Raw genomic sequence first — 20,950 nt, forward strand, 5'->3', positions numbered from 1 at the left:
GAAAAAGACCATGTGAGACTATTGCGGCAGGGTCAAGGAACTTCTCATCAATCCGCGCGGACGCGAAGTCCGCTTAATGCACATTCATTCTGCGGGATGGCCGATTCAACGGACATAGATAAGTAAAGGTAGGTACAATATGGCAAACGGTTGGCGCGTTGAACTCGAAAGGTACTTCAGCGAAGACTACTTACATTTTAGCGATTTGGTCAATCCGCCGGAGAAAAGCGACCGGGAAGTAGAAGCAATCTGGAAACTTCTTTCACTTGAGCAAGGCAGTTCAGTTCTTGAACTCGGATGCGGCTATGGGAGGATCACGAACCGATTGGCGGAAAAAGGCGCGCGGGTGACCGGATTGGATATCTCGCCGATCGTCATAAGAAAGGCCGAAGAAGATGCGGCCGAACGCCAGGTAGATGTTGAGTATGTTCGTGGAGATATACGTTCACTTCCCTGGCGAGAACGCTTTGACGCGGCTTTTCTGTGGTACACGACGTTTGGCTATTTCGATGAAGCGGATAATGAGAGAGTTGTTCGCGAAGCCGCTTCTTCACTCCGAAAGGGCGGGCGTCTGCTAATTGATCAACTCAATCGTTTCGCTTTGCTACGCGACAAGTCGGCTACCTACGAGGTGGTGCAGTGTAACGACGATCTCAGAATCGATATAATAGAATACGATGCGTTAACCGATCGCCGAAATTCCGAGAGGATCGTCGTCCGCAATGGATGCGTTAGACGAACGCGTCTTTCTGTTAGACACTATGGATTTTCTGAATATGTTCGCATGTTACAAAACGCGGGGTTCGAGACTGTTGAAGCCTATGGGCAGGAAGGCGGAGAGTTCACACCCTATGGCCCGCGCCTCGTGGTTGTCGCGTACAAGTAAGTGGCCCTTCAGGGCGAGGGACAGTGATCGCTTCCTAAGAACTTGCCCGCCGATGCTTGCCGCAAGCACAATCAGCATTTATGCGGCGCGCGCCGGACGTTTCCCAAGATCCTTCAGGATTTCCCGCGCCGCGTTGTGGCCGGGCACGCCGGAGACGCCACCTCCGGGATGGCACGATGCTCCGCATTGATAGAGTCCTATGATCGGCGATCGATAGTCCGAATAGTGAGGCACGGGCCGCATGAAGAACATCTGGTCAAGGGACATGTCGCCGTGATTGATATGGCCGTTAGGGATGTTGAGCTGCTCCTCGATATCCTTGGGCAGGAGGAGCTGCGTATCGATTACACCGTCGGAAAACCCGGGGGCGAACTGGTCGATGGTTTCGAGCACAGACTTCAAGAATCTACCGCGCTCCTGTCCCCAAGAGCCGTTCGTCAATTCATATGATGTATGTCCACCATATATCTGAACAATATGCTTTCCTTTCGGAGCCAGGCCAGGTTCGAGGACGGTTGGGATTGTCATGATCATGGACGGTCGCGAAGAATACCAGCCGGGTTTCGCCTCTTCATAGGCTTGTTCGAGATATCCCATGTCTGGAGCGATCTGGACGATCGGCGGGCCGTCCATGCCCGTGTCTTGCTTGTTGAAAGATGTGAACTGTGGCGGCTGCTCACATGCGATATTCAACTTAAACGCGGCACCGTTCGTTTTGAACTGTGCGATGTCCGAGACGAATTCACTCGGGAGGTCACTTGTCGCTACGAGCTTTCCGAATAGCACCTTGGCGTTCAGGTTCCCTACGACAGTTCGAGCGGTGAACTCGTCTCCGCCACTTGTTATGACGGAATGCACGCGGCCATTGCGCGTCTGGATCTCCGTGACATCGCTATTAAGGCGAATCTCGACGCCATGTTCCTCCGCGCACCGAGCCATGGCCTTGGTGATGGATCCCATTCCGCCGACGATCTGACCGCTAATGGCATCTTCATCCGCCTGGCCTGTGCTGCCGCCGTGCAGCGCAAGCCAAGCGGAGCCAGGGCTCTTCGGCCCAATCAAGCTCCCCCCCACGGCAAATGCGAACGCGGCCTTCACTTCGCTGCTTTCGAACCAGCGGCTCAGATATTCATCGGAACTCTGAGTGAAGAGATCTACAAGTTTGTAGAAATTCTCCCCAACATTGCGGTGCTCCCACAGAAAGCCCGCTGTCTTCAAGCGGGCGCCCATAGTATTGGCGACGAGATCGATCGGCGTCTGTAGCTTCAGCCCATGTACGAACTCGGAAACGCCCGAGAGATACTCGCGGAATTCCGGGTACCGAGCGGCATCGGCCTTGGAAAACCGGGACAGCACCGCCTGCATTTGTCCGATGTCGCCTCCGACCATCATGGAGCGCTTTCGATCTACGGGCCGAAAGATGCGATAATCTGCCTTGAATGATCGAAGTCCATATTTCTTGAGTTCGAGATCGGAGACCACCTTGGGATGAAGCTGGGCGGCGACATATGAGAAAACGGAGAATGTGAAGCCGGGAATGATCTCCTCGGACACGGCGGCGCCGCCAACGATGTGGCGACGCTCAAGCACCAGCACTTTCAGCCCGGCTTTCGCCAGATAGCAGCTGCAAGCGAGACCGTTATTGCCGGCCCCAATAACGATGGCATCACAAACTTTGGACATGGATTCTTTCGGCGCTCCTAGTGATGCTGAGTTCTTTGACTGTAGCCGATCTGAAGTCGATAGCGCTCAGCTAGACAGACTGGCTGCCAAAAGGTCGCGCTGGCGGACCGCCTCGGCAAGGACCGCATCCTGATCCATTGTCGTGAGGCGGCCCTTTTCCATCACAATCCTACCGTCGATTATGACGGTATCCACTGGGATCATAGAAGAAGAGAGCGACAACAAGATTCCAGTATCGTCACGCCAGGACAGGTGGGTGATGTCGCGAGCCTCCCTTATCACCACGTCCGCGCGCTTGCCGACCGCTAGGCTGCCAAGCTTATCCCCCAGGCCCACGTTGTTAGCCGCGTCTATCGTCTGCATGTAGAATGGATCTGAGTCATTTAGACGTTCCCCGAACGACGCGGAAAGATAGAGACTGAGAAGGCCAGCAATCCCGATCGGATGGATAACCGTTGTATCGACGCCAAGCGATACGCTCACACCCTGCTTGTAAAGGTAAGGAAACCAACATTTATGTGGCGGAGTTATTCGATAACCTAACGCATTGTTGGGACACCACGACAGGCCCGGCTTCTTTAGCAGAATGAGCTCGATGTCGTTTTCATGCAGAACGTTCATATGCGCTAACGTGGTGTTGGGATTCAGGGCACCCAGTCTATCCATACGCACTGCGCCAGTATCGCCCCACTTTTTCTTTTCTTCGACGTCGAACTCCTCATTGAATGACTGGTGTTGCCAAAAAATGACTTTTGATTCAGCTGCCACCTTGACGGCTTCTCGCGTGAGGTCGTCCGTGGCTGTGGCTTCTCCGTAAAGTCCGACATATCCGCGCACCAGAGCGTTTTCGTCCTTGTTTCGGGCAATCTCGTGCTTCCACTGATCAATGACGCGGCGGGCATCAGCGGGAGCGCGCTTTTTAAGTGCATCGGGCATCATATGAGGCCAGAGTTCTTCATAAGTCGACAAGTCGTCCCAGGCGAAAGGGGTTGAGACCATCGCTCGGACTCCACACTTGGTCATCGATTCGGCGAAAGCATCCGTCTCGAAAACTGTGCCCGCTTCGAAGAATAGCGTGAATCCCCGTTGCAACAGCGAACTGGCGGCTGCAGCAGTATACGCAGCGGTGATTGTCGGGTTGGTCGCACTCTTGAGGGTGGAATAATTCACCTTTGTTGCGATTGTACTTTGCGGTGAAAAAGGAGCGCCGTGATAAGCCATGGCCGTCATATGTAGGTGGGTCTCAATGAAACCGGGATGCACCAAAGCGCCCCGAGCATCTATCTTTCGGACACTCTCGTACGAGGACAATACTTCGGACTCAGGACCAACGCCCACAATGACGCCATCCTTAATGGCAATCGCACCGGGTCGATAATGTGGCTGATTCCTGTCACCCGTGAAAATGTCCCCATTCACGATGAGGGTGTCGACGGTCTGCTTATGCATGATGTAAATCCTAGGCAGCTATTTTTTCTATCAGGGCCGCATGTCCGATTGCCGGGTCGGTATCGGCCTGCGAATTGCTCCCGCGGCGGCAATACCAATTTAAGCAAAGCGAACTGGGCGGGAGCGCAACGCTCCTGCCGTCACGATTTACTGGGCTATCCGCTGATCCACACCGTCCAGCGCTCAATGAGCTTCTGTCGATTTTCCGCTAGCCAGACCGGATCCGCCTTAACGGTTGTGGGCAAATGCGCTGTAACGAGTGTCGATTCGAAATCGTCGTCCAAGAAATCGCCGAGATGCTTGTTGGGCGGCGCGTAATTTAGCCGCTTGGCGTGTTCCGCATGCGCCTGCGGGCGCGTGTAGAGGTAGTTTAGCACCGCTTTGGCTGCGATCGCATGTGGCGCGCCCTTGGTGACGGCGAGCGCGGTCGCGTCAAACATGGCGCCGTTCCAGACGATGGAGATCGGGAAGCCTTCCTCGCGCAGCTTTACGGCGCGTCCATTCCACACCATTGTTGCAACCACTTCCTTGGTGCGGAACAGTTGCTGGCTCTGGTCACCGCTGGTCCACCAAGCGACGATGTTCGGCCTGAGCTCGTCGAGCTTCTTGAACGCGCGGTCGAGGTCGAGTGGGTAGACGTCCTTTGGCTCGACGCCGTCTGCGAGCAATGCGGCGCCCAGCACGTACCAAGGGCTGCCGTAGTTTGGGAGCGCTCGGGGACCAGGGAACGCCTCTACGTCCCAGAAATCAGCCCAGCTCTTCATGCCGCCTTTCGGAAATGCGCTTTCGTCGTACGCGAGTACCGAGCCCGCCGCGTCGAAGAGAACCGCGTTCCCAAGACACGACCCGTCGATCCCCTCGGACACCACGTTGGACAACTCCGAACAGTCTCCCAAGTCTTCAGTATAATCCACGAGCTCCGGCGACCGCACGGAATCGTTGGTCGTCGCAACGATGTCCCACTGCATCGTGTTCGTTTCGCTCATGGCGCGCAGACTTGCTATTCGCTCCGAATAACTGCCGCTGACAAAGGCTGTCTCAATCCCGGTCTCGGCGGCGAAGGGATCGAAGAACAACTCTTTTAGGGTATCCAGGTAGACGCCACCGCCGATGGCAACCACCACCTTGGTCTGTCCTGCCGCTTTAGCCGCCGCAACGAGTTCATCGACCGAGGCGGCCGCCGCGCGCGAACACCAAAGGCTGGATGCAGATGACATGAGCGCCAATCCTGCGGCGCCTTTGATAAATTGACGTCTGTTGGCCATCAGGACACTCCCTTCGTTTTTGTTCTCAGGGCTACAATCCAAGGAAACGAAGAGTCAAGGAAGGCAAGAACTGTTATGAGCAGCCACGCATCGTTTTGCGGGGGGATACGATTGGGGCTCCGTAGCCTTTGCGTTCGTAACACACTAGCGGGGCACACTTTAGCTTTGCCTTCGCCTCATTCCAAGACCTGGCGTCGTTGCGCTCGCAGGTGATGCAAATCCTCTTCTTGGTGGACTTTGGGCGACCGCCTCACTGTTAGAGACCGTTTTGAAAATCGGCTTGCCATGGGTTTCGTCTGAGGCTTGGTTATGATTCAAGCTGTGGATGTGGACAAAGCAGAGCCGTGGGCGGCTGGCCCGGATTGCCAAGAAGACCAAGCGCTACCCATCCGATTTGACGGACGAGGAGAGGGAGCTGTTCGCACCACTGATGCCCAAGCCTGGGCGTCGCGGTCGTCCGCGCGAGGTTGATTTCCGGGAGGTGGTCAACGCCGTGCGCTACCTGGTCCGCTCCGGTTGCGGTTGGCGGATGCTGCCGATCCATTTCGGCCCCTGGCAGACGGTCTACGGCTGGTTCCGCGAGTTGGCGCGGCGCTTTCTGTTCCAAACTATCCACGACGTGGCGCTGATGCTGGATCGCGAACGAGCCGGGCGCGAGGCCAGTCCCACGGCTGGCGTTATCGACAGATGGGGTATTCGGCTTGAGCCTCATCTTTTGGCGGTGATGCCATTAAGGTGCTGCGCTTCGAGCTGATGATAAAACGTGGTCGGTTCCCTGGAACAGCCACAAGCATCAGGAAGGAGAGGTCAGCATGAAACATTATGCAGGATTGGACGTCTCGGTGAAAGAGACCGCAATTTGCATCGTCGAGGAAACAGGCACGGTGTGCCGCGAGGTGAAGGTGCCGAGCCATCCCGAGGATCTTGCGCGGGTGCTGAAGGATCCCGCCTGGCGGTTGGAACGCGTCGGGCTTGAAGCCGGACCGTTGTCGCAATGGCTGTTCGAGGGTCTTGCCAAAGCCGGCTTGCCAGTGGTTTGCATTGAGACGCGTCACGTCAAAGCATTCCTGAAGGCTCAGCCGAACAAGACCGACCGCAATGATGCGCGCGGGATCGCGCAGATGATGCGGGTCAATCTGTTCCGCCCGGTGCATGTCAAGACCCTGACGAGCCAGAAGCGTCGGGCGCTGCTGACGGCGCGCAAGCTCTTAAAGGAAAAGACGATTGCCATCGAGAACGACATCCGCGGGCTGTTGCGCAACTTCGGGCTCAAGGTTGGCAAGGTCGGTGCGGTCAAGTTTGAGGAGCGGATCCGCGATCTCACCGAAGGCATGCCCGAGCTGGCCGAGATCGTCGAACCGCCGCTCGACGCGCGCCGCAATTTGCGTCAGAATTTTGCCGCCCTGCACCGCAAGCTTCTGGCGATCGTCCGGGATGATGAGGTTTGCCGTCGGCTGATGTCGATCCCTGGTGTCGGCCCCGTCGTGTCGCTGGCCTACACCGCGACGATCGATATCCCGGCTCGCTTCCGCAACTCCAAGGCGGTCGGTCCGATTTTGGGCCTGACGCCGGCGCTCCATGAATCGGGCGAAAGCCGCCGGGTGGGCGGGATCTCGTTATGCGGCGACGGCATGATGCGAACGTTGCTCTACGAGGCCGCGCAGACCCTGCTGACGCGGGTGACGAAATGGTCCTGGCTGAAGGCCTGGGCGATGGGCGTCGCCAAGCGGCGCGGCCAGAGGAAAGCCATCGTGGCGCTCGCCCGCCGGCTGGCGGTGATCATGCATCGCATCTGGAGTGACGGCACACAGTTCCGCTGGACCAGGACGGAAATCATGCCGGTCGCGGGCTGAACAATTGATAAACATCGCCCCCCGATAGACGGGGACGACACCAGTTTCCACCTACCGGCGGAAAGATGTCCTTCGCGGGACGAGGATGAGGTGAGTTCGCCGACTGGCTTGCCTGGATTGCCCATCATCGGCAATCAAGGCGCTCGACAGATTGTTCCACCCCATTCTTCTGAATCCCCATAAACGGTAGGGCCAGCGCGCCGATCCCGGAGAGAAGCAAGGCCCGCGAAAGACGTCCAATGCCGGTGAAGTGGAAAAGAGCTAGAAGGCGCTTGACTTCAAACCGCCGAATAGAGAAGCTAGTCGGTCAAGGCTCCGCAAGCTGAAACAAGGGGTTACGACGCCGGCAACCGGCAAGAAGATTGTCGGCCGCAAGCGACACATTGCCGTCGATACGGATGGGCGGCTGTTGATGGTCAACCTCACCACCGCCGATATCCCTGACAGTGCCGGCGCTCAGGCGATCCTGGATGGTATCCGCAAGCGCTGGCCCTGGGTGAAGCATCTGTTCGCCGACGGCGCCTATGACCGGCTGAAGCTCATGGACAAAGCCGCCTATCTCGACTTCGTGGTCGAGATCATCCGTCGATCCGACGACCAGAAGGGGTTCCAGATCCTACCCCGCCGCTGGGTCGTAGTCCGCTGTACAATGTTGCCAAGTTTGGTTTCGAGTGGTCGGTGCGCATTGAGCGTCCACGCCGTATGCGGTCGCTTGTTGAGGTTCGCCGCGGTTGGGATGCGAGTCGATTTGTCGCGGCCGAATCAGAGCCAACTGGGGATTTAATGCGCCATCGACGGCCGAGCTGCGAGCCGGCCGATGGAGGCGCACATGGTCCGTTTGGTCGGATGAGATTGCCGCCAATGTAGAAGTCTGCCGGCGGCTGAAGAGAATGCGGCTGGACAACGTCTTCGCCGCGAGCCCCGATGGATTTTCGCGCGCTTCCACCTCATCGGCCCCTAGTCTTACTGAGTCACGAAAGCGCGCGGAGGGGGATTCGTAGGCGACCTGGTTGTGATAGGTTGGCGATTCACAGCGATGGATGGGCGCCATGGTCAGCGAGGACGGTTGCGAAGCAGCCGCGTTTGATGGGTATTTGGAAGCACTGGTCGAGGTCATAGGCCATGCCGATCGGGCAGAGCCGCTGCGGGATTATTGTACGGGTTTGATGATGCCGGTGGCGCGCAAAAGCGTGGAGCCCCTGGCCGCCGTTACGGCGCCATCACGTGTTTCGGCCAAGCATCAATCGCTTTTGCATTTCGTGGGACAAGCGCCTTGGTCGGATGACGCACTGCTGGCGCGCGTTCGTGATTGGGCCTTGCCGCGCATGATCGAGCGTGGCGGTGCGATCACCGCCTGGATTGTCGACGACACTGGCTTTCCAAAGAAGGGGAAGCATTCCGTCGGTGTCGCACGCCAATATTGCGGCCAGCTCGGCAAGCAGGACAATTGCCAGGTTGCCGTCAGTCTTTCGATTGCGAATGAGGGGGCCAGCTTACCGGTTGCCTGGCAGCTTTATCTACCTGAGATCTGGGCAAATGATCCAGAGCGCCGGAAGAAGGCGAAGATCCCGGACGAGATCCTATTTCAAACCAAGCCACAGATCGCGCTTGAACAAGTACGTGCGGCGCTAGAGACGCAGATGCCGGCGGGCGTGATCCTTGCCGACGCCGGTTACGGCGCAGACGGCGGGTTCCGCCGAGGATTGACCGAGCTGGGCCTCAGCTATGTCGTGGGTGTCCAGCCGACGCTCAGTGTTTGGCGCCCAGGCGAAGGACCGCTACCGCCCAAGACCTGGAGCGGAAAGGGTCGGCCGCCGTCGCTGATGCAACGAAGCGCGGATCATCAACCTCTTTCAGCCAAGGCGCTTGCGGAAAGTCTGCCGATAGACGCGTGGCAGACCGTCATATGGCGGGAGGGCAGCAATACCGATCTTGCGTCGCGCTTTACCGCTGTTCGTCTTCGTGTCGCGTCCAGAGACTATAATCTCGGACATCCGCACGCCGAAGAATGGTTGCTTGTCGAATGGCCCGAAGGTGACAAAGAGCCGCTCAAATACTGGCTTTCGACCCTGCCGGAAACGACCGCGCTGCGTGATCTTGTTGCCACGACCAAGCTAAGGTGGCGGATTGAACGGGATTATCGCGAGCTCAAGCAGGAACTGGGCCTTGGCCACTACGAGGGTCGAGGTTGGCGCGGATTCCATCATCACGCCAGTCTTTGCATCGCGGCTTACGGGTTTCTCCTCTCCGAACGGGAGACGATTCCCCCCTCAGCAATCGCCCGTTCCAAAAGCAGCGAAAAACCTCCTATTCCCCGCGGTTCACGATCCAGCGAGCCCGCCCATTCGCCCCGAACGGCACACCTCAAATTCGATCGCGACGCTGCATAGAAAACTGACCGTCGCACTTGCCCGCAGATTGATGCGATGTCCCTGCTGCGCTCAGTCGAAGCCGAAATATCCAAATTTATGACGCAGTAAGACTAGCAGGCTGTTGAAAAAGTCGGGTTCAAGCGTCGATTTTCCGCTTTTTGGGTTCGCAGGGCTGTTGATGGCTTTTCAAAAGCGCGTCTAAACGACGACAAGCGTTTGGTGCTTGTGGACGGAACAAAAAGGCGGCCTTTGCAGGCCGCCGAGTGTGGAGGATGTGTGCTTTAGAGCGAGGACGGGGCTTTTTCGATATCGCTGTGATCGGTCGGTGTTCGTTGCTGCTCCTGGATAAGTTCCTGGAGTTGGACGCCGTAGTGAGACCAGATGCTATCGGCGAGATCGTTGAGGAGCTCGAAGACAGCGAGCGCCTGTTCGGGTGTCCATTCGGGATTGATGAGGAAGTGGATACCACGACTGAGGCCGGACGGTTGAGGATCTGGTTTCATGCTGCGGGCACCTTTTCGCCGGAGGAGCGGCTGGTGCGTTTTTCGCGCTGTGCCTTTGATCGCTCGGCCGCTTCCTTGAAGCGGTAGGAATCGCCTTCGATGGAGATCACCTCGGATCGGTGCATGAGGCGGTCGACGAGGCTGACGACGCAGGCGGCATTGGGAAAGACCTCCGACCAATCAGCGAAGGGTCTGTTGGTGGTGATGATGGTTGAGCGTTTTTCGTAGCGCCGGCTGATGAGTTCGAACAGCAGGTCCGCATGACGGTTCGAGTAGGACAGATACCCGACCTCGTCGATCGCAAGAACGTCGGCGGCGGCGTAGTGGTGAAGGCGTCGGCGCAAGGCTGCGTCGCTGTCGAGGGCGGCGAGTTCGCCGAGCATCTCGCTGGCGGTTCGGAAGACGACGGTGTGACCGCAGATGAGCGCCTGGTGAGCGACATTGCGAGCAAGTGTCGATTTCCCGACGCCGTTGGGGCCGATAAAGACGATGTTGGCGGCATCGTTCATGAAGGACAGGGTCATCAGATCCTCGACGGCGGCGCGGTCGATGCGGCGAGGCCAGTGCCAGTCATAATCGGACAGTTGCTTGAAGTGGCCGAGCCTGGCGGCACGCGTGCGTCGCCGCATCGAACGGTCGGAGCGCTCCTCTTCTTCCCATTGAAGGACGGCGGCCAGCCAGTCCGCGTCAGCGATTTCGTCCCAATGGGTGATCAGGCCATTGAGGCGCAACGCCTTGGCCCGGTTGAGCAGGATGTCGGGATTATTCATCATCTTTGCCTCCAAGGGTCAGTTGGTCGTAGCTGTCGAGGCGATGCGGCCGTACCGTCGTATCCTTGCGCCGCACGTGTTCGGGCAGGCTCGTTTCGACCGGCGGCGGAGCACCGCGGGCGACCCGGCGGCGTTCCAGTGCGTCGCGAACCGACCTCGAATGGGAGGCGCCGGCATGCAAAGCTTCCTCGACGGCGGCCTGCAGTTCCTGCGCGCCGTACAGGTCAAGCAGTTTCAGCAACGCGTTTGTGATCGCACCGATATTGGAGCCACGCTCGGCGGCCCGGATCATCAGGGTCTGGCAGGCCGGCACGGCGCGGGTCAGGCTGTTGAGGCCGCGATGCTGGCGCGCCTCGCGCTTGATTGCGACGAGTGCCTTGAGGTGCTGAGGGTCCTCGATCTGCTGGTCGCGATCATAGCTGCGACGGTGACTGGCGATCATCTTTGCGCCGTCGAAGACGCGGACCAGGCCGAGATCGGCGCGCACGCTGAGCGTGCGCCGGACATGAGCATGCGGTACCGAGTAATCGTTGAGGTCGAAGCGCACATAGGGCGTTTTGCCAACCTTGGCGGCGACCTGCTCCTCGACGGGGTATGGGTTGGCGGGCAGCGGCAGAAGCAGTGGCTGCTCTTGCGCAAACGCCTGGCGGACCGTCATCGTCCGGTCCTCGGGGCATGGCCGGTCGGCTGCCTGGTTGCGGCACCACTGTTCGGCCTGGGCGTTCAGATCGTCGAGATCGGTGAACTTGCGGGCGATGAAGAATGCTTCCCTTATATGCCGTATGGCGCGCTCGACGCGGCCTTTTTCGTTGCCCCGGGCAACCGCGACAGGACGTGGCTCGAACCGATAGAAGCCGGCGAAGGCAAGCAGCGTCGGATGGAAGCGGATCGCATCGCCCTGGCGCTCGAGCACCGCACTCTTGAGATTGTCGTAGAGCAGGACCCTGGGCAGCCCGCACCATGTGTTGAACGCGCCGACGTGACCGCGCAGGAAGTTTTCCATGCGCGCGTCGAGGAAGAAGCGCAGGTAGATGTCGCGTGAGTAAGAAAGCACCATCACGAACGCCATGAGCGGCCGGCGGGCGTTGCCGATCTCGATGTGACCGAAGTGGGCCCAGTCGACCTGTCCCTGCTCGCCCGGCAATGTGCGCAGCCGCAGGAACGCCTCGGCCGGCTTGCGGGGACGGTGCAGGGCGACCAGGTGCCGAAAGTGCGTCGGCAAGCCCCGGTAGCCGCGCTCGCGCACCATCGCATAAAGGCGGCTGGCGGTCAGCGAGGGGAACTTTTCCAGCGTCTGCTCAATGAATGGAAGATACGGGTCAATGATTGAGGCTCTCTGCAGCGGCTTGTGCCGGGGCAATCCCGCCTGGGCCAGAACGCGATGCACCGTCGTGTGATGGACATGCAATTGCCTGGCGATGGTGCCGCAGCGCCACTTCTCGGCGTGATACAGGCGCAGGATCTGCGCTTCCAGTTCGGGGCTGATGGTCATGATACGGGCTCTCCGTCTGCGTAGTCAGCTTCACGGGCATAACGAGGCCCCCGGCGACGCACGAAGCCGGTGCGAACGAACGGCGACAGTCGACAGTCGCAGCGCCGACAGCACGGCGTGGGCATGACCGATGTCGTCGCCCGCCCGGCGACGTTCGAGGGACTGACCAGTAGTGAACCGGCAGGAGATGCAGGTGGAGAATGATGCGTCACTTTATTGTGCCGAGCCCGATATCGTCGGGCCCGGACCGCATGAGCCAGGCGTCCCCGGCGGCTGCGCTGATAACGTCGCCCCGCCTCGCGCACACTCTCGCGGCGGGCAGCACGGGCGCAGTCCTGGCCGCAGTAGCGCTGTCCCCGGTCGCAGCTGCGGCAGATCGTTACCTGCGAACGGCAGCGGCCGCACAGAAAGAAGCGGCCCGTGAGCATCCGCGACGATCCTTTCGGAGCGCCGCTGGGAGTTCGGGGAAAAGGTCGACGGAATGCGCTGACAATGCGATAATGCAGTCGCGCACCGTCAGTGGAGCGTGACACCGAGCCCGGACTTGCCAGTTGAGATCGGTGTTACGCCGGATTGTTTCTGCGGCGCTGATTACCCGCAGATCTACCACAAGGCACGCGCATGGCGGGGTACGTCGAAAGCCGCCTCAGGGCGGCTGGAGACGTGCCCCGCGTCTATCCCTTCAACCTCCCATGATCAGCACCGCGCCGCAAAGGCGGCCGCCCGCTACAGCGCTAGTTGAAGAGCGCGCGGGCGGCCGCCTTTGCTCTTCCAGCGCTTCAGATCTTGTCGTCGTTTATCAGCGGGTTTCGACCGTCTTCGACACAGGGCCAGTCGTCTCAATTTCTCTCGCTGAAAACATTGAGTTTTCTGGCACGCGTAAGAGCGATCTCGGTAGTTTTGAGAGGGTCAAAAACCTTTTTCAACAGCCTGCTAGACATTGGCCGAAGCCAAGCCGGTCCACACACCAGGTTCGGGAAGCGACGGAATGACCGTTTCACCATCTCCTGCCATTTTGCTGCAATTGCCGGGGTGAGACCTCCTTCTGTTGTTTTCCTCGCCGCTTCGCCTCAAGCTGCTTTCACCGACTGTGCGGGCTCGTAGAATGTGCCACCCGAGAGGATGGCCCACACGACCCTCGCATTCTTGTTGGCGAGCGCGACAGCCGCGACGTTGGGGTGTCGTCTTTGCCGCAGCTTACTGAGCCAGAGGCTTCGTGGATCCTGCTTGCCGGCTGCTTTGCCAAGCGCAGCACGAGCCCCATGGATCATCAATGTGCGCAGATAGCGATCGCCCCGCTGCTGATGCCGAATAGCCGGGCTCGCCCTCCACTGGATCGTTGTTTGGGTACCAGGCCAAGCCAGGCCGCGAACTGACGGCCATTTTTGAAGCAGGTTCTATCGCCTACGGCAGCGATCAAGGCGGTTGCCGTCACGGGGCCGATGCCTTCGATCTTCCCAAGCCGTTGGCACTGCTCGCTGGTGCGGAAGATTTCCCGTATCCGCCGATCATAAATTGCAATGCGATCGTCGAGCTCGGCCAATTCCGTCTGCAGCTCCCTCATCAGCGACCGGACCATCTCGCTGAGTCCGACATCATCATTCCCCACGATGACGGCGAGGCCGCGCCGCAGCTGCGAGATATCGCGGGGAATGACGATCCCGTGCTCGGAAAGAAGGCCGCGAATCTGGTTCACAAGCCGAACTCGATCGGCGACCAGACGCCGACGAATGCGATGAACGGCCTGGACCGTCAGCTGATCAGTCGATTTCGGCGGCACAAAGCGCATCGAAGGCCGGCCGACCGCTTCGCAGATGGCTTCCGCATCGTTTCGGTCGTTCTTGTTGGACTTCACATATGGTGTAACGAACTGAGGACTGATCAGCCGAACCTCATGGCCAAGTTCGATGAGCACCCTTGCCCAGTAATGCGCGCCGTTCGAGGCTTCCATGCCGACCAGGCATCGGGGCAGATTGGCGAAGAAGCAGGCTACCGCATCGCGACGCAGCGTCTTTCGCACGACGACTTTTCCGTGGCAGTCGACCCCGTGAACCTGGAACACATATTTCGCAAGATCCAGACCTATTCGAACGACCTGCATGACATCCTCCTTTGTTGCAGTTGACGTTCGACATTTCACCTCGCCTGGAGGGCGGGGTCCATACCATTGGCCTCCGCGTGGCAAGGGCTTTTCGGCGGTTCTGACGATTGGTCGGGTGCAGGCATGTATTCGGCCTTTGATTGCGGCGTGTTCATGCCGCTGGCCCTGATGTAGTCCGCTGATCGGATCCCAGACAGGTCAACGCGCTTTCAAGCGGCACCCACTGACCGGGTTTGTCCGATCCCGGCTCGCCCGTTCGCCATCACACCATCAGCACCTCACCAATTCCTACATCCTCCGCGAGTTGTCAAAGGGCGGCGGAAGCCTCAAAGCGTCGGCCGGTCATCATCAACGCCCAGACGATCCGCGCCATCTTGTTGGCGAGCGCGACGGCCACGACCTTAAAAGGCCGGCGCGCCAGAAGCGAGCTCAGCCATTTGGGCGCTTTGGCGTTGCCCCGCGCGTGTCGCAAAACAGAAGTTGCACCGAGCACCAGCAGAGAGCGAAGCTCCGGATTGCCCATCTTCGATATTCCTCCCAGCCGCTCTTTGCCTCCGCTGGAATGGGATTTCGGCGTCAATCCCAACCAGGCGGCGAAGTGACGCCCGGATTTGAACCCGCCGGGGTCTGGAACAAGCGCCTTGATCGAAGCCGCGGTGATCGCTCCGACACCTGGTATCGTTGCCATCCGGCGCATATCCTCGTCACGTCTTGCCTCACGAACAATCTCCCGCTCGAGATCATCGATCTGTCGCATCAGCGCCTCGATCTGATCGGCGATGGCCGATAAAGCCAAACGGGCAGCTTTCGGCAAGCGAGTATCGGTCTCATCGCGCACGATCTCGATCAGCCCCGCAATTTTCGCCGAGCTAACGCCGGCGATGATGCCCAATTCCGATAGATGCGCACGAAGAGCATTGATTGCCTGTGTTTGCTGGCGGACCAGAAGCCCACGCGTCTTCAACACCATCGCTGCTGCTTGCTGTTCGGCCGTTTTGATCTGAACGAAGCGCATGGTCTTGCGGGTCTGATCTGGTGATGAAACGTGCGGTCGTTATAAGTATAAGAGTCCTCTCTGATTGGGGTCGTTGAGGTCAAGGTACTCCTGCATTTTTTTCAGGACCGTCCCGCGGGTCACTCGCTTCTCTTCGCGGTCGACGTAAGGCCGCCGCATGATGTTGGGGTGGACGGCCCCCGCACGGCATCGATGTGCCAGAATGAGGTCGTTGCAGATCTCAAGCAAAGGAGACCGTCCGTGGAACAAATTATTCGAATTGGCATCGACACGTCAGTGCGCCGGGAGACTGGCAAGGAGTAGGAGGTGAAAGTCCACCACGATGAAGGGCTAGCAACCCATATCGGCCCCAAGCCGTGCGCAGGCAACCGTGAGGATGTCGGCGAAGCGTCGGTAGGGGAGCGTGCAGGCCAGCCATTGAGCCGCGAAAGTCCAAAATCCCGGGTGCCGACGGCGTTGACGTTCCGGAAGGCAATACGATTGAGCGCGTTACGCGAGCGCTCAGCCGACCCGGCGTGGTCTGAGACCCTGGCATGCACGGAAGCTCCTTGTACGGGAACCGGGAGATCTCTGGATTGGCCACCCAACCCGTCCTGCGGGTGGATGGGTCCGCAGTGGGAAGGCGAGGAGTCGTAGCCGCTGATGAACGATCCAGAGAAGTCTGACTTCGGCATAGTAGCTGTGAAGCCGACGAACAAAGCCGGGCGACCGGTGGCGGAGTTGGTGGAGCGAAGGCCGGGGACCAAGGGGAACGCGGAACAGCAACGCATGCACCGGACACAGGGCCGGGATCGCATGTCCCAGTCGCTGGATCGCGTACGGAAAGCCGCAAGGCTGAGGAAGAAGGACAGGTTCACCGCGCTCTTCCACCATATCACTGTCGACGCACTCCGGACGGCGTTCTACGCGCTCAGGCGCAAGGCCGCCCCCGGGGTGGATGGCATGACATGGCAGGACTACGAGGCAGAGCTTGAGCCCCGGCTCATCGATCTGCACGCCCGGGTCCAACGGGGAGCGTACCGCCCGCAACCGTCACGCCGGACGTTTATACCGAAGGCAGATGGGAAGCAGCGGCCGCTGGCAATCGCAGCTCTGGAAGACAAGATTGTCCAAGGGGCGACCGTCATGGTGCTCAACGCCATCTATGGGGCGACTTCTGCGGCTTCTCCTACGGGTTTCGACCGGGGAGAGGGCCGCACGATGCGCTGGATGCGCTGTGCGTCGCGATCGACCATCGGAAAGTGAGCTGGATAATTGACGCCGACATCCAAAACTTTTTCGGGGCGGTCAGTCAGAAATGGCTGGTTCGCTTCCTGGAGCATCGGGTCGGCGATAAGCGCATCATCCGCCTGATCCAGAAATGGTTGAAGGCAGGTATTCTCGAAGACGGGGTCGTGACCGTAGACGACAAGGGGACGGGTCAAGGCTCGGTGATCTCACCGCTCCTCGGCAATATCTACCTGCACTACGTACTCGATCTGTGGGCGAAACGCTGGCGACAGCACGACGCCGCCGGCGACATGGTCATCGTGCGCTATGCCGATGACCTGGTGGTCGGCTTCGAGCGCGAGGACGACGCCCGTCGATTCCTCGATGCGATGCGCGCGAGGCTTGAGGAGTTCGAACTGTCGCTCCATCCGGACAAGACCCGCCTGATTGAGTTTGGTCGCTTCGCGGCGGCTAATCGCAAGCGGCGCGGCCTCGGGAAGCCGGAGACCTTTATGTTTCTCGGGTTCACGTTCATCTGCGGCAAATCGCGCAGCGGGCGCTTCCAGCTTCAACGGAAGACCCGCGGCGACCGCATGCGGACGAAGCTCAGGAACATAAAGGAGGAGCTGTGGCGTCGGCTGCACTGGCCCATACCCGAACAGGGGAAATGGCTAAGGCAGATCGTGAGCGGGCATTTCGCCTACTTCGCGGTGCCGACAAACGCGCGCGCTTTAGCCGCGTTTCGGCACCATGTGGAAGAACTCTGGAGGCGCACGCTTCGGCGGCGTAGCCAGAAGGACGGATTCACATGGGGCCGGACCACAAAAGTGACAGAACACTGGCTCCCGAAGCCACGCATCCTTCATCCATGGCCCGACGTGCGCTTCGCCGTCACACACCCAAGGTAGGAGCCCGGTGCCTTAATTGGGCTCGCCGGGATCTGAGCGGGGGGCGCCCGGTAACGGGCGTCCCTACCGCGAAAAGCACGTCTTCCAACTCCATGGCGTAAACGCGGCTGAGGAGCCGGTGCTGCGCAAGAAGCTGCGGCGCAAGGAGGTGGTAGCGTTGTTCGAGAAGCTGTCGCCGACGGTGGTAGCGATCGAAGCGTGCGGCGGATCGCACCACTGGGCGCGTCTCCTGCAGTCGTTCGGGCACGAAGTGAAGCTGATCCCTCCGCAATATGTCAAACCGTACGTCAAGCGCGGCAAGAACGATGCGGCCGATGCCGAAGCGCTGTGCGAGGCGATGAGCCGGCCGACGATGCGCTTCGTACCGGTCAAGACAGCCGACAACCAGGCGGCATTGATGCTGGTCGGCCTGCGCGACCGGCTGATCCGCAATCGCACGCAGCTCGCCAATGCGATCCGCGGCTATGCAGCAGAATACGGGCTGATCGCTGGCAAAGGGATGTGCAAGATCGAACTGCTGCTCGAGCGTATCGCGGCAGATAAGATGCTACCGGATTTGGCGCGGGAGCTGTTCGCGTCCATGCCAAGGAGTATGCGCAGCTGCAAACACATCTGAAAGACGTCGACGCAAAATTGATGGCTTGGCATCGGGCCGATGAATGTAGCCGCCGCCTGGCGCAAATCCCCGGCGTCGGTCCGATCGGCGCGTCACTGCTGGTGATGAAGACGCCGGCACCTGAGACCTTTCGATCGGCCCGACACTTTGCCGCCTGGTTCGGCTTAACGCCGAAGGATCATTCAACTGCCGGCAGGGTCAGGCTCGGCGTGATCACCCGACGCCGGCGACGAAGCCTTGCGCAGCGTGCTGGTGGCCGGGGCTACTGCGGTCATCCGGCATATCCGACGCGGTCGAGGCGCCGTCTCACCCTGGCTCGTCGGCCTACTCAAGCGCAAGCCGCCGAAACTCGCTGCCGTGGCGCTAGCGAACAAGATCGCGCGCATCGCCTGGAAGCTAATGGCGAGCGGCGAGATCTACAGAGCGAAGCCTATGCCGCCAGCCTTGGCGCGCGCCGCATAGAGATCGGCCAGACACGGGGAACATCTCTACTGTTACCGTGCTGAGCTGGTGCCGGCTTGAGGCGAAGCGGCAAACGAAAGGAAACCAACAGAAGGAGGTCTCACCCCGGCAATTGCAGCAAAATGGCAGGAGATGGTGATACGGTCATTCCGTCGCTTGCCGAACCTGGTGTGTGGACCGGCTTGGCTTCGGCCAATGTCTAGGGGCCGATGAGGTGGAAGCGCGCGAAAATCCATCGGGGCTCGCGGCGAAGACGTTGTCCAGCCGCATGAGGAAGCCGGATATACGTCAGCAGTTGTGACCGACGATCTTGATCCAGCCGACCTGTTGCAATCGGGCGGGGTCCATATACGTTCCACATATGGGCGTTGAAGAGACGAAGCTGCTGGCCGCCATGCACGGCGTCAAAAGTGTCGTCAATGTCGAGCACGATCCGCTTCGGAACCTGGCGGAAGGAAGAGCAATAGAGGTCGACCATCGCACGGCCCATAACGACCAGTTCCCGCACGCCAGGCAGGTTCTCCAGCCGGCACATCGTCGATTGAGAGGCCAGATCCCAACCCGAAGGCAGCGCATCCTGGGCCATCTTGAAGACCGGATCGTAGCGCAGCCGGTTGGCGTCGTTGCTATCCTCATAACCGGCGGCGATCATCTTCATGCGAAAGCCGATCATATCGGCCACGCTATGGATGACCTGGTCCGGGCAGCGCGGATCATCGATGCAGCGCGCCAGACGGTCCGCCACCCGCAGCCGCTTCTCCACCTCGGCCAGAGCCAGAACGCCGCTGTTGGACGACAGGATGCCGCCGTCGAAACGGGCGACGACGGACTTTGCCGCCGACAGATGACAAACCGGCGAGCGGCAGCGTAAGATCATTCATGGTGGGTGTGGTCTCCGGGAAATGGTTCGAATCGGCTTCGACAACAAAATCCTACGTCATTTCAACGGCTTGCATCACATCCACCAACTCCCAGTAGAGTCGAGGAGGGGCGCGGTGGCTTGGGCCGTGTTGGCCTCGCTCCGTCTCCCTTCCCCGCTCATCAAACCGGACGTGCGGATTTCCCGCATCCGGCTTTCCGACTGGTTTCATCGTGAGGCACGCGGCGGCGGTCCAATGTGCACGCGTCGAAGACGCAGGACACCAAGTTTTCCGAAGACAATGTCGTCGGAGAAACGCTGTGTGCCGCGTCCTTGCACCTTGTGCCGTTTGCGCAGGAAGGCGCGAACACGGTCATAGACGTGGTTGTCGACCGCTCGATAGGCCGGCAAGCGTGTTCCATAGCCAAAGTAGCCTGACCAGCCGCGCAGAAGCCTGTTCAGCTGGGTGCAGACCACGGGCCACGGCTCTTTGTTGCCGTTTACCAAGTGATCGCCAATCTTCGTTTTGATCCGTTGCACGCTCTTCTTGGATGGGCTCGCACCCAGGTACCAATGGCCGTCTTTCCGGTAGCGGTGAGGTCCGAACGTATAGCCAAGGAAGTCGAAAGGCTCCGTGCGGGCATCCTTCAGCGAGGTCTTCGCCTCGTTCAGCGTCAGCCCGAGTTTTGTCATCACCGAACGTGTCCACGCCAGCGCCTCGTCCGCGTGCCCGCGGCTGAGGATGACGAAGTCATCGGCATAGGAGATGACATGCGCACGGAACGCCTCGCCGCGTCCGGTGAGCCGCCAATGTTTCAGGAACCGGTTCATGTAGATGACCGAGAGCAGCGGACTTGCGACCCCACCTTGCGGCGTGCCGCGCGTGCTGCTCTTACCACCGCTCACGTGCCGTTTCCCGTCACCGTCCCGCTCTTCGATCGGCGCTTTCAGCCACAGCTTGATCAGCCGCAGCACGTGCCGGTCGACAATGCGCCGGGCCACCGATGTGAGGAGGTCCGAATGCGGAATCGTGTCGAAGTATTTCGACAAATCGGCGTCTACCACGTCCGTGTAGCCCCGGCAGACAAGCCGGTGCACTTCCTTGATTGCGTCGGTCCCACTGCGTCTGGGCCGATAGCCATAGGCACCATCCTCGAAGTCCGCCTCGAATATCGGTTCCAGCACCAGCTTGGCGGCGGTCTGAACCACCCGGTCCCGAATGGTCGGGATGCCGAGCGGACGTTCGCCGCCCCCCCGGCTTCGGGATCATCACCCGTCGCACCGGCTGCGGCCGGTAGGTCTTCGAGACAAGTTCCTCGCGCAGGCCCGCCAGCCACCTCTCCGCGCCTTCCGCCTCGATCTTCGCGAATGTCACGCCGTCCACGCCCGGCGAACCCGCATTGGCGCGGGCCAGCGCATAGGCATGGCGCAGCATGTCCTCACGGCAGATCTTGTCGTAAAGCACGTAGAAGCGGAAAGCGGGCTCCGCCTTCGCCTTACGATACAG

At 59.8% G+C, this 20,950-nt stretch carries 12 protein-coding genes and 6 pseudogenes; 8 read left to right on the forward strand and 10 right to left on the reverse strand.

From position 1 onward, the window contains the following. Positions 1-139 precede the first annotated feature (139 nt). Complete coding sequence (locus ACFOJ9_RS01390) at positions 140-886, forward strand: class I SAM-dependent methyltransferase (protein WP_378976581.1); 747 nt, start codon at positions 140-142, stop codon at positions 884-886. 78 nt (positions 887-964) lie between these two features. Here ACFOJ9_RS01390 and ACFOJ9_RS01395 read toward each other — a convergent pair whose 3' ends face one another. The 3 genes from ACFOJ9_RS01395 to ACFOJ9_RS01405 all read right to left on the reverse strand — a co-directional run bounded on the left by ACFOJ9_RS01395 (position 965) and on the right by ACFOJ9_RS01405 (position 5,283). Next, positions 965-2,569 carry a phytoene desaturase family protein gene (locus tag ACFOJ9_RS01395; RefSeq protein ID WP_378976582.1) on the reverse strand — a complete coding sequence of 535 codons (1,605 nt, stop codon included), beginning with the start codon at positions 2,567-2,569 and terminating at the stop codon, positions 965-967. Between the two features lie 66 nt (positions 2,570-2,635). After that, entirely contained in the window at positions 2,636-4,018 is a 1,383-nt protein-coding gene (locus ACFOJ9_RS01400) for an amidohydrolase family protein (RefSeq protein WP_378976584.1), read from the reverse strand. A 155-nt stretch (positions 4,019-4,173) separates the two neighbouring features. Continuing rightward, the gene (locus ACFOJ9_RS01405; protein WP_378976586.1) at positions 4,174-5,283 is read right to left on the reverse strand and encodes an ABC transporter substrate-binding protein; all 1,110 of its coding nucleotides are present in this window, start codon (positions 5,281-5,283) and stop codon (positions 4,174-4,176) included. 325 nt (positions 5,284-5,608) lie between these two features. On the opposite strand from ACFOJ9_RS01405, the pseudogene ACFOJ9_RS01410 reads away from it, so the two are divergent. The 4 genes and pseudogenes from ACFOJ9_RS01410 to ACFOJ9_RS01425 form a co-directional block, all read left to right on the forward strand. Beyond that, positions 5,609-5,995 (forward strand): annotated as a pseudogene (locus tag ACFOJ9_RS01410) (transposase); the annotation flags it as partial. Positions 5,996-6,095: 100 nt separating this feature from the next. Next, the gene (locus ACFOJ9_RS01415; RefSeq protein ID WP_378976588.1) at positions 6,096-7,136 is read left to right on the forward strand and encodes an IS110 family transposase; all 1,041 of its coding nucleotides are present in this window, start codon (positions 6,096-6,098) and stop codon (positions 7,134-7,136) included. 303 nt (positions 7,137-7,439) lie between these two features. Then, a pseudogene (locus ACFOJ9_RS01420) lies at positions 7,440-7,779 on the forward strand (transposase); the annotation flags it as partial. Positions 7,780-8,185: 406 nt separating this feature from the next. Continuing rightward, complete coding sequence (locus ACFOJ9_RS01425; RefSeq protein WP_378925689.1) at positions 8,186-9,526, forward strand: IS701 family transposase; 1,341 nt, start codon at positions 8,186-8,188, stop codon at positions 9,524-9,526. A gap of 263 nt (positions 9,527-9,789) precedes the next feature. On the opposite strand, the gene ACFOJ9_RS01430 is transcribed toward ACFOJ9_RS01425, so the two are convergent. The 5 genes and pseudogenes from ACFOJ9_RS01430 to ACFOJ9_RS01450 form a co-directional block, all read right to left on the reverse strand. Continuing rightward, positions 9,790-10,011 carry a hypothetical protein gene (locus ACFOJ9_RS01430; protein WP_095085189.1) on the reverse strand — a complete coding sequence of 74 codons (222 nt, stop codon included), beginning with the start codon at positions 10,009-10,011 and terminating at the stop codon, positions 9,790-9,792. Beyond that, positions 10,008-10,784, reverse strand: coding sequence for an IS21-like element helper ATPase IstB (gene istB / locus ACFOJ9_RS01435; RefSeq protein WP_206073656.1), 777 nt, complete (start codon positions 10,782-10,784; stop codon positions 10,008-10,010). Before istB ends, ACFOJ9_RS01430 begins: the two co-directional genes overlap by 4 nt. Then, complete coding sequence (istA, locus tag ACFOJ9_RS01440; RefSeq protein ID WP_095090781.1) at positions 10,774-12,273, reverse strand: IS21 family transposase; 1,500 nt, start codon at positions 12,271-12,273, stop codon at positions 10,774-10,776. The genes istB and istA overlap by 11 nt, the downstream gene beginning before the upstream one ends. 1,070 nt (positions 12,274-13,343) lie before the next feature. After that, positions 13,344-14,374 (reverse strand): annotated as a pseudogene (locus ACFOJ9_RS01445) (IS110 family transposase). A 307-nt stretch (positions 14,375-14,681) separates the two neighbouring features. Next, positions 14,682-15,401 (reverse strand): annotated as a pseudogene (locus ACFOJ9_RS01450) (IS110 family transposase); the annotation flags it as partial. Between the two features lie 630 nt (positions 15,402-16,031). Between ACFOJ9_RS01450 and ACFOJ9_RS38780 the strand changes: the two are divergent. The 3 genes and pseudogenes from ACFOJ9_RS38780 to ACFOJ9_RS01460 all read left to right on the forward strand — a co-directional run bounded on the left by ACFOJ9_RS38780 (position 16,032) and on the right by ACFOJ9_RS01460 (position 18,584). Next, positions 16,032-16,634, forward strand: coding sequence for a maturase (locus ACFOJ9_RS38780; protein ID WP_449288642.1), 603 nt, complete (start codon positions 16,032-16,034; stop codon positions 16,632-16,634). After that, the gene (locus tag ACFOJ9_RS38785; RefSeq protein ID WP_449288652.1) at positions 16,604-17,506 is read left to right on the forward strand and encodes a reverse transcriptase domain-containing protein; all 903 of its coding nucleotides are present in this window, start codon (positions 16,604-16,606) and stop codon (positions 17,504-17,506) included. The genes ACFOJ9_RS38780 and ACFOJ9_RS38785 overlap by 31 nt, the downstream gene beginning before the upstream one ends. 16 nt (positions 17,507-17,522) lie before the next feature. Then, positions 17,523-18,584 (forward strand): annotated as a pseudogene (locus ACFOJ9_RS01460) (IS110 family transposase). A gap of 331 nt (positions 18,585-18,915) precedes the next feature. Here the strand turns inward: ACFOJ9_RS01460 and ACFOJ9_RS01465 are convergent. Continuing rightward, positions 18,916-19,465, reverse strand: a pseudogene (locus ACFOJ9_RS01465) (transposase); the annotation flags it as partial. Between the two features lie 206 nt (positions 19,466-19,671). After that, positions 19,672-20,652 (reverse strand): reverse transcriptase domain-containing protein, encoded by a 981-nt coding sequence (locus ACFOJ9_RS01470; RefSeq protein ID WP_378976592.1) that lies wholly within the window; start codon positions 20,650-20,652, stop codon positions 19,672-19,674. Positions 20,653-20,950 lie beyond the last annotated feature (298 nt).

The organism is Mesorhizobium cantuariense, assembly GCF_042647205.1.
Classification (GTDB): Bacteria; Pseudomonadota; Alphaproteobacteria; order Rhizobiales; family Rhizobiaceae; genus Mesorhizobium; species Mesorhizobium cantuariense.

Bases quoted from the DNA above. Each gene is read 5' to 3' on its own strand.
- ACFOJ9_RS01430 (WP_095085189.1), bottom strand. From the start codon at position 10,011: ATGAAACCAGATCCTCAACCGTCCGGCCTCAGTCGTGGTATCCACTTC.
- ACFOJ9_RS01390 (WP_378976581.1), top strand. From the start codon at position 140: ATGGCAAACGGTTGGCGCGTTGAACTCGAAAGGTACTTCAGCGAAGAC.
- ACFOJ9_RS38780 (WP_449288642.1), top strand. From the start codon at position 16,032: ATGAACGATCCAGAGAAGTCTGACTTCGGCATAGTAGCTGTGAAGCCG.
- ACFOJ9_RS01425 (WP_378925689.1), top strand. From the start codon at position 8,186: ATGGTCAGCGAGGACGGTTGCGAAGCAGCCGCGTTTGATGGGTATTTG.
- ACFOJ9_RS01415 (WP_378976588.1), top strand. From the start codon at position 6,096: ATGAAACATTATGCAGGATTGGACGTCTCGGTGAAAGAGACCGCAATT.
- ACFOJ9_RS01400 (WP_378976584.1), bottom strand. From the start codon at position 4,018: ATGCATAAGCAGACCGTCGACACCCTCATCGTGAATGGGGACATTTTC.
- istA (WP_095090781.1), bottom strand. From the start codon at position 12,273: ATGACCATCAGCCCCGAACTGGAAGCGCAGATCCTGCGCCTGTATCAC.
- ACFOJ9_RS01395 (WP_378976582.1), bottom strand. From the start codon at position 2,569: ATGTCCAAAGTTTGTGATGCCATCGTTATTGGGGCCGGCAATAACGGT.
- istB (WP_206073656.1), bottom strand. From the start codon at position 10,784: ATGATGAATAATCCCGACATCCTGCTCAACCGGGCCAAGGCGTTGCGC.
- ACFOJ9_RS01405 (WP_378976586.1), bottom strand. From the start codon at position 5,283: ATGGCCAACAGACGTCAATTTATCAAAGGCGCCGCAGGATTGGCGCTC.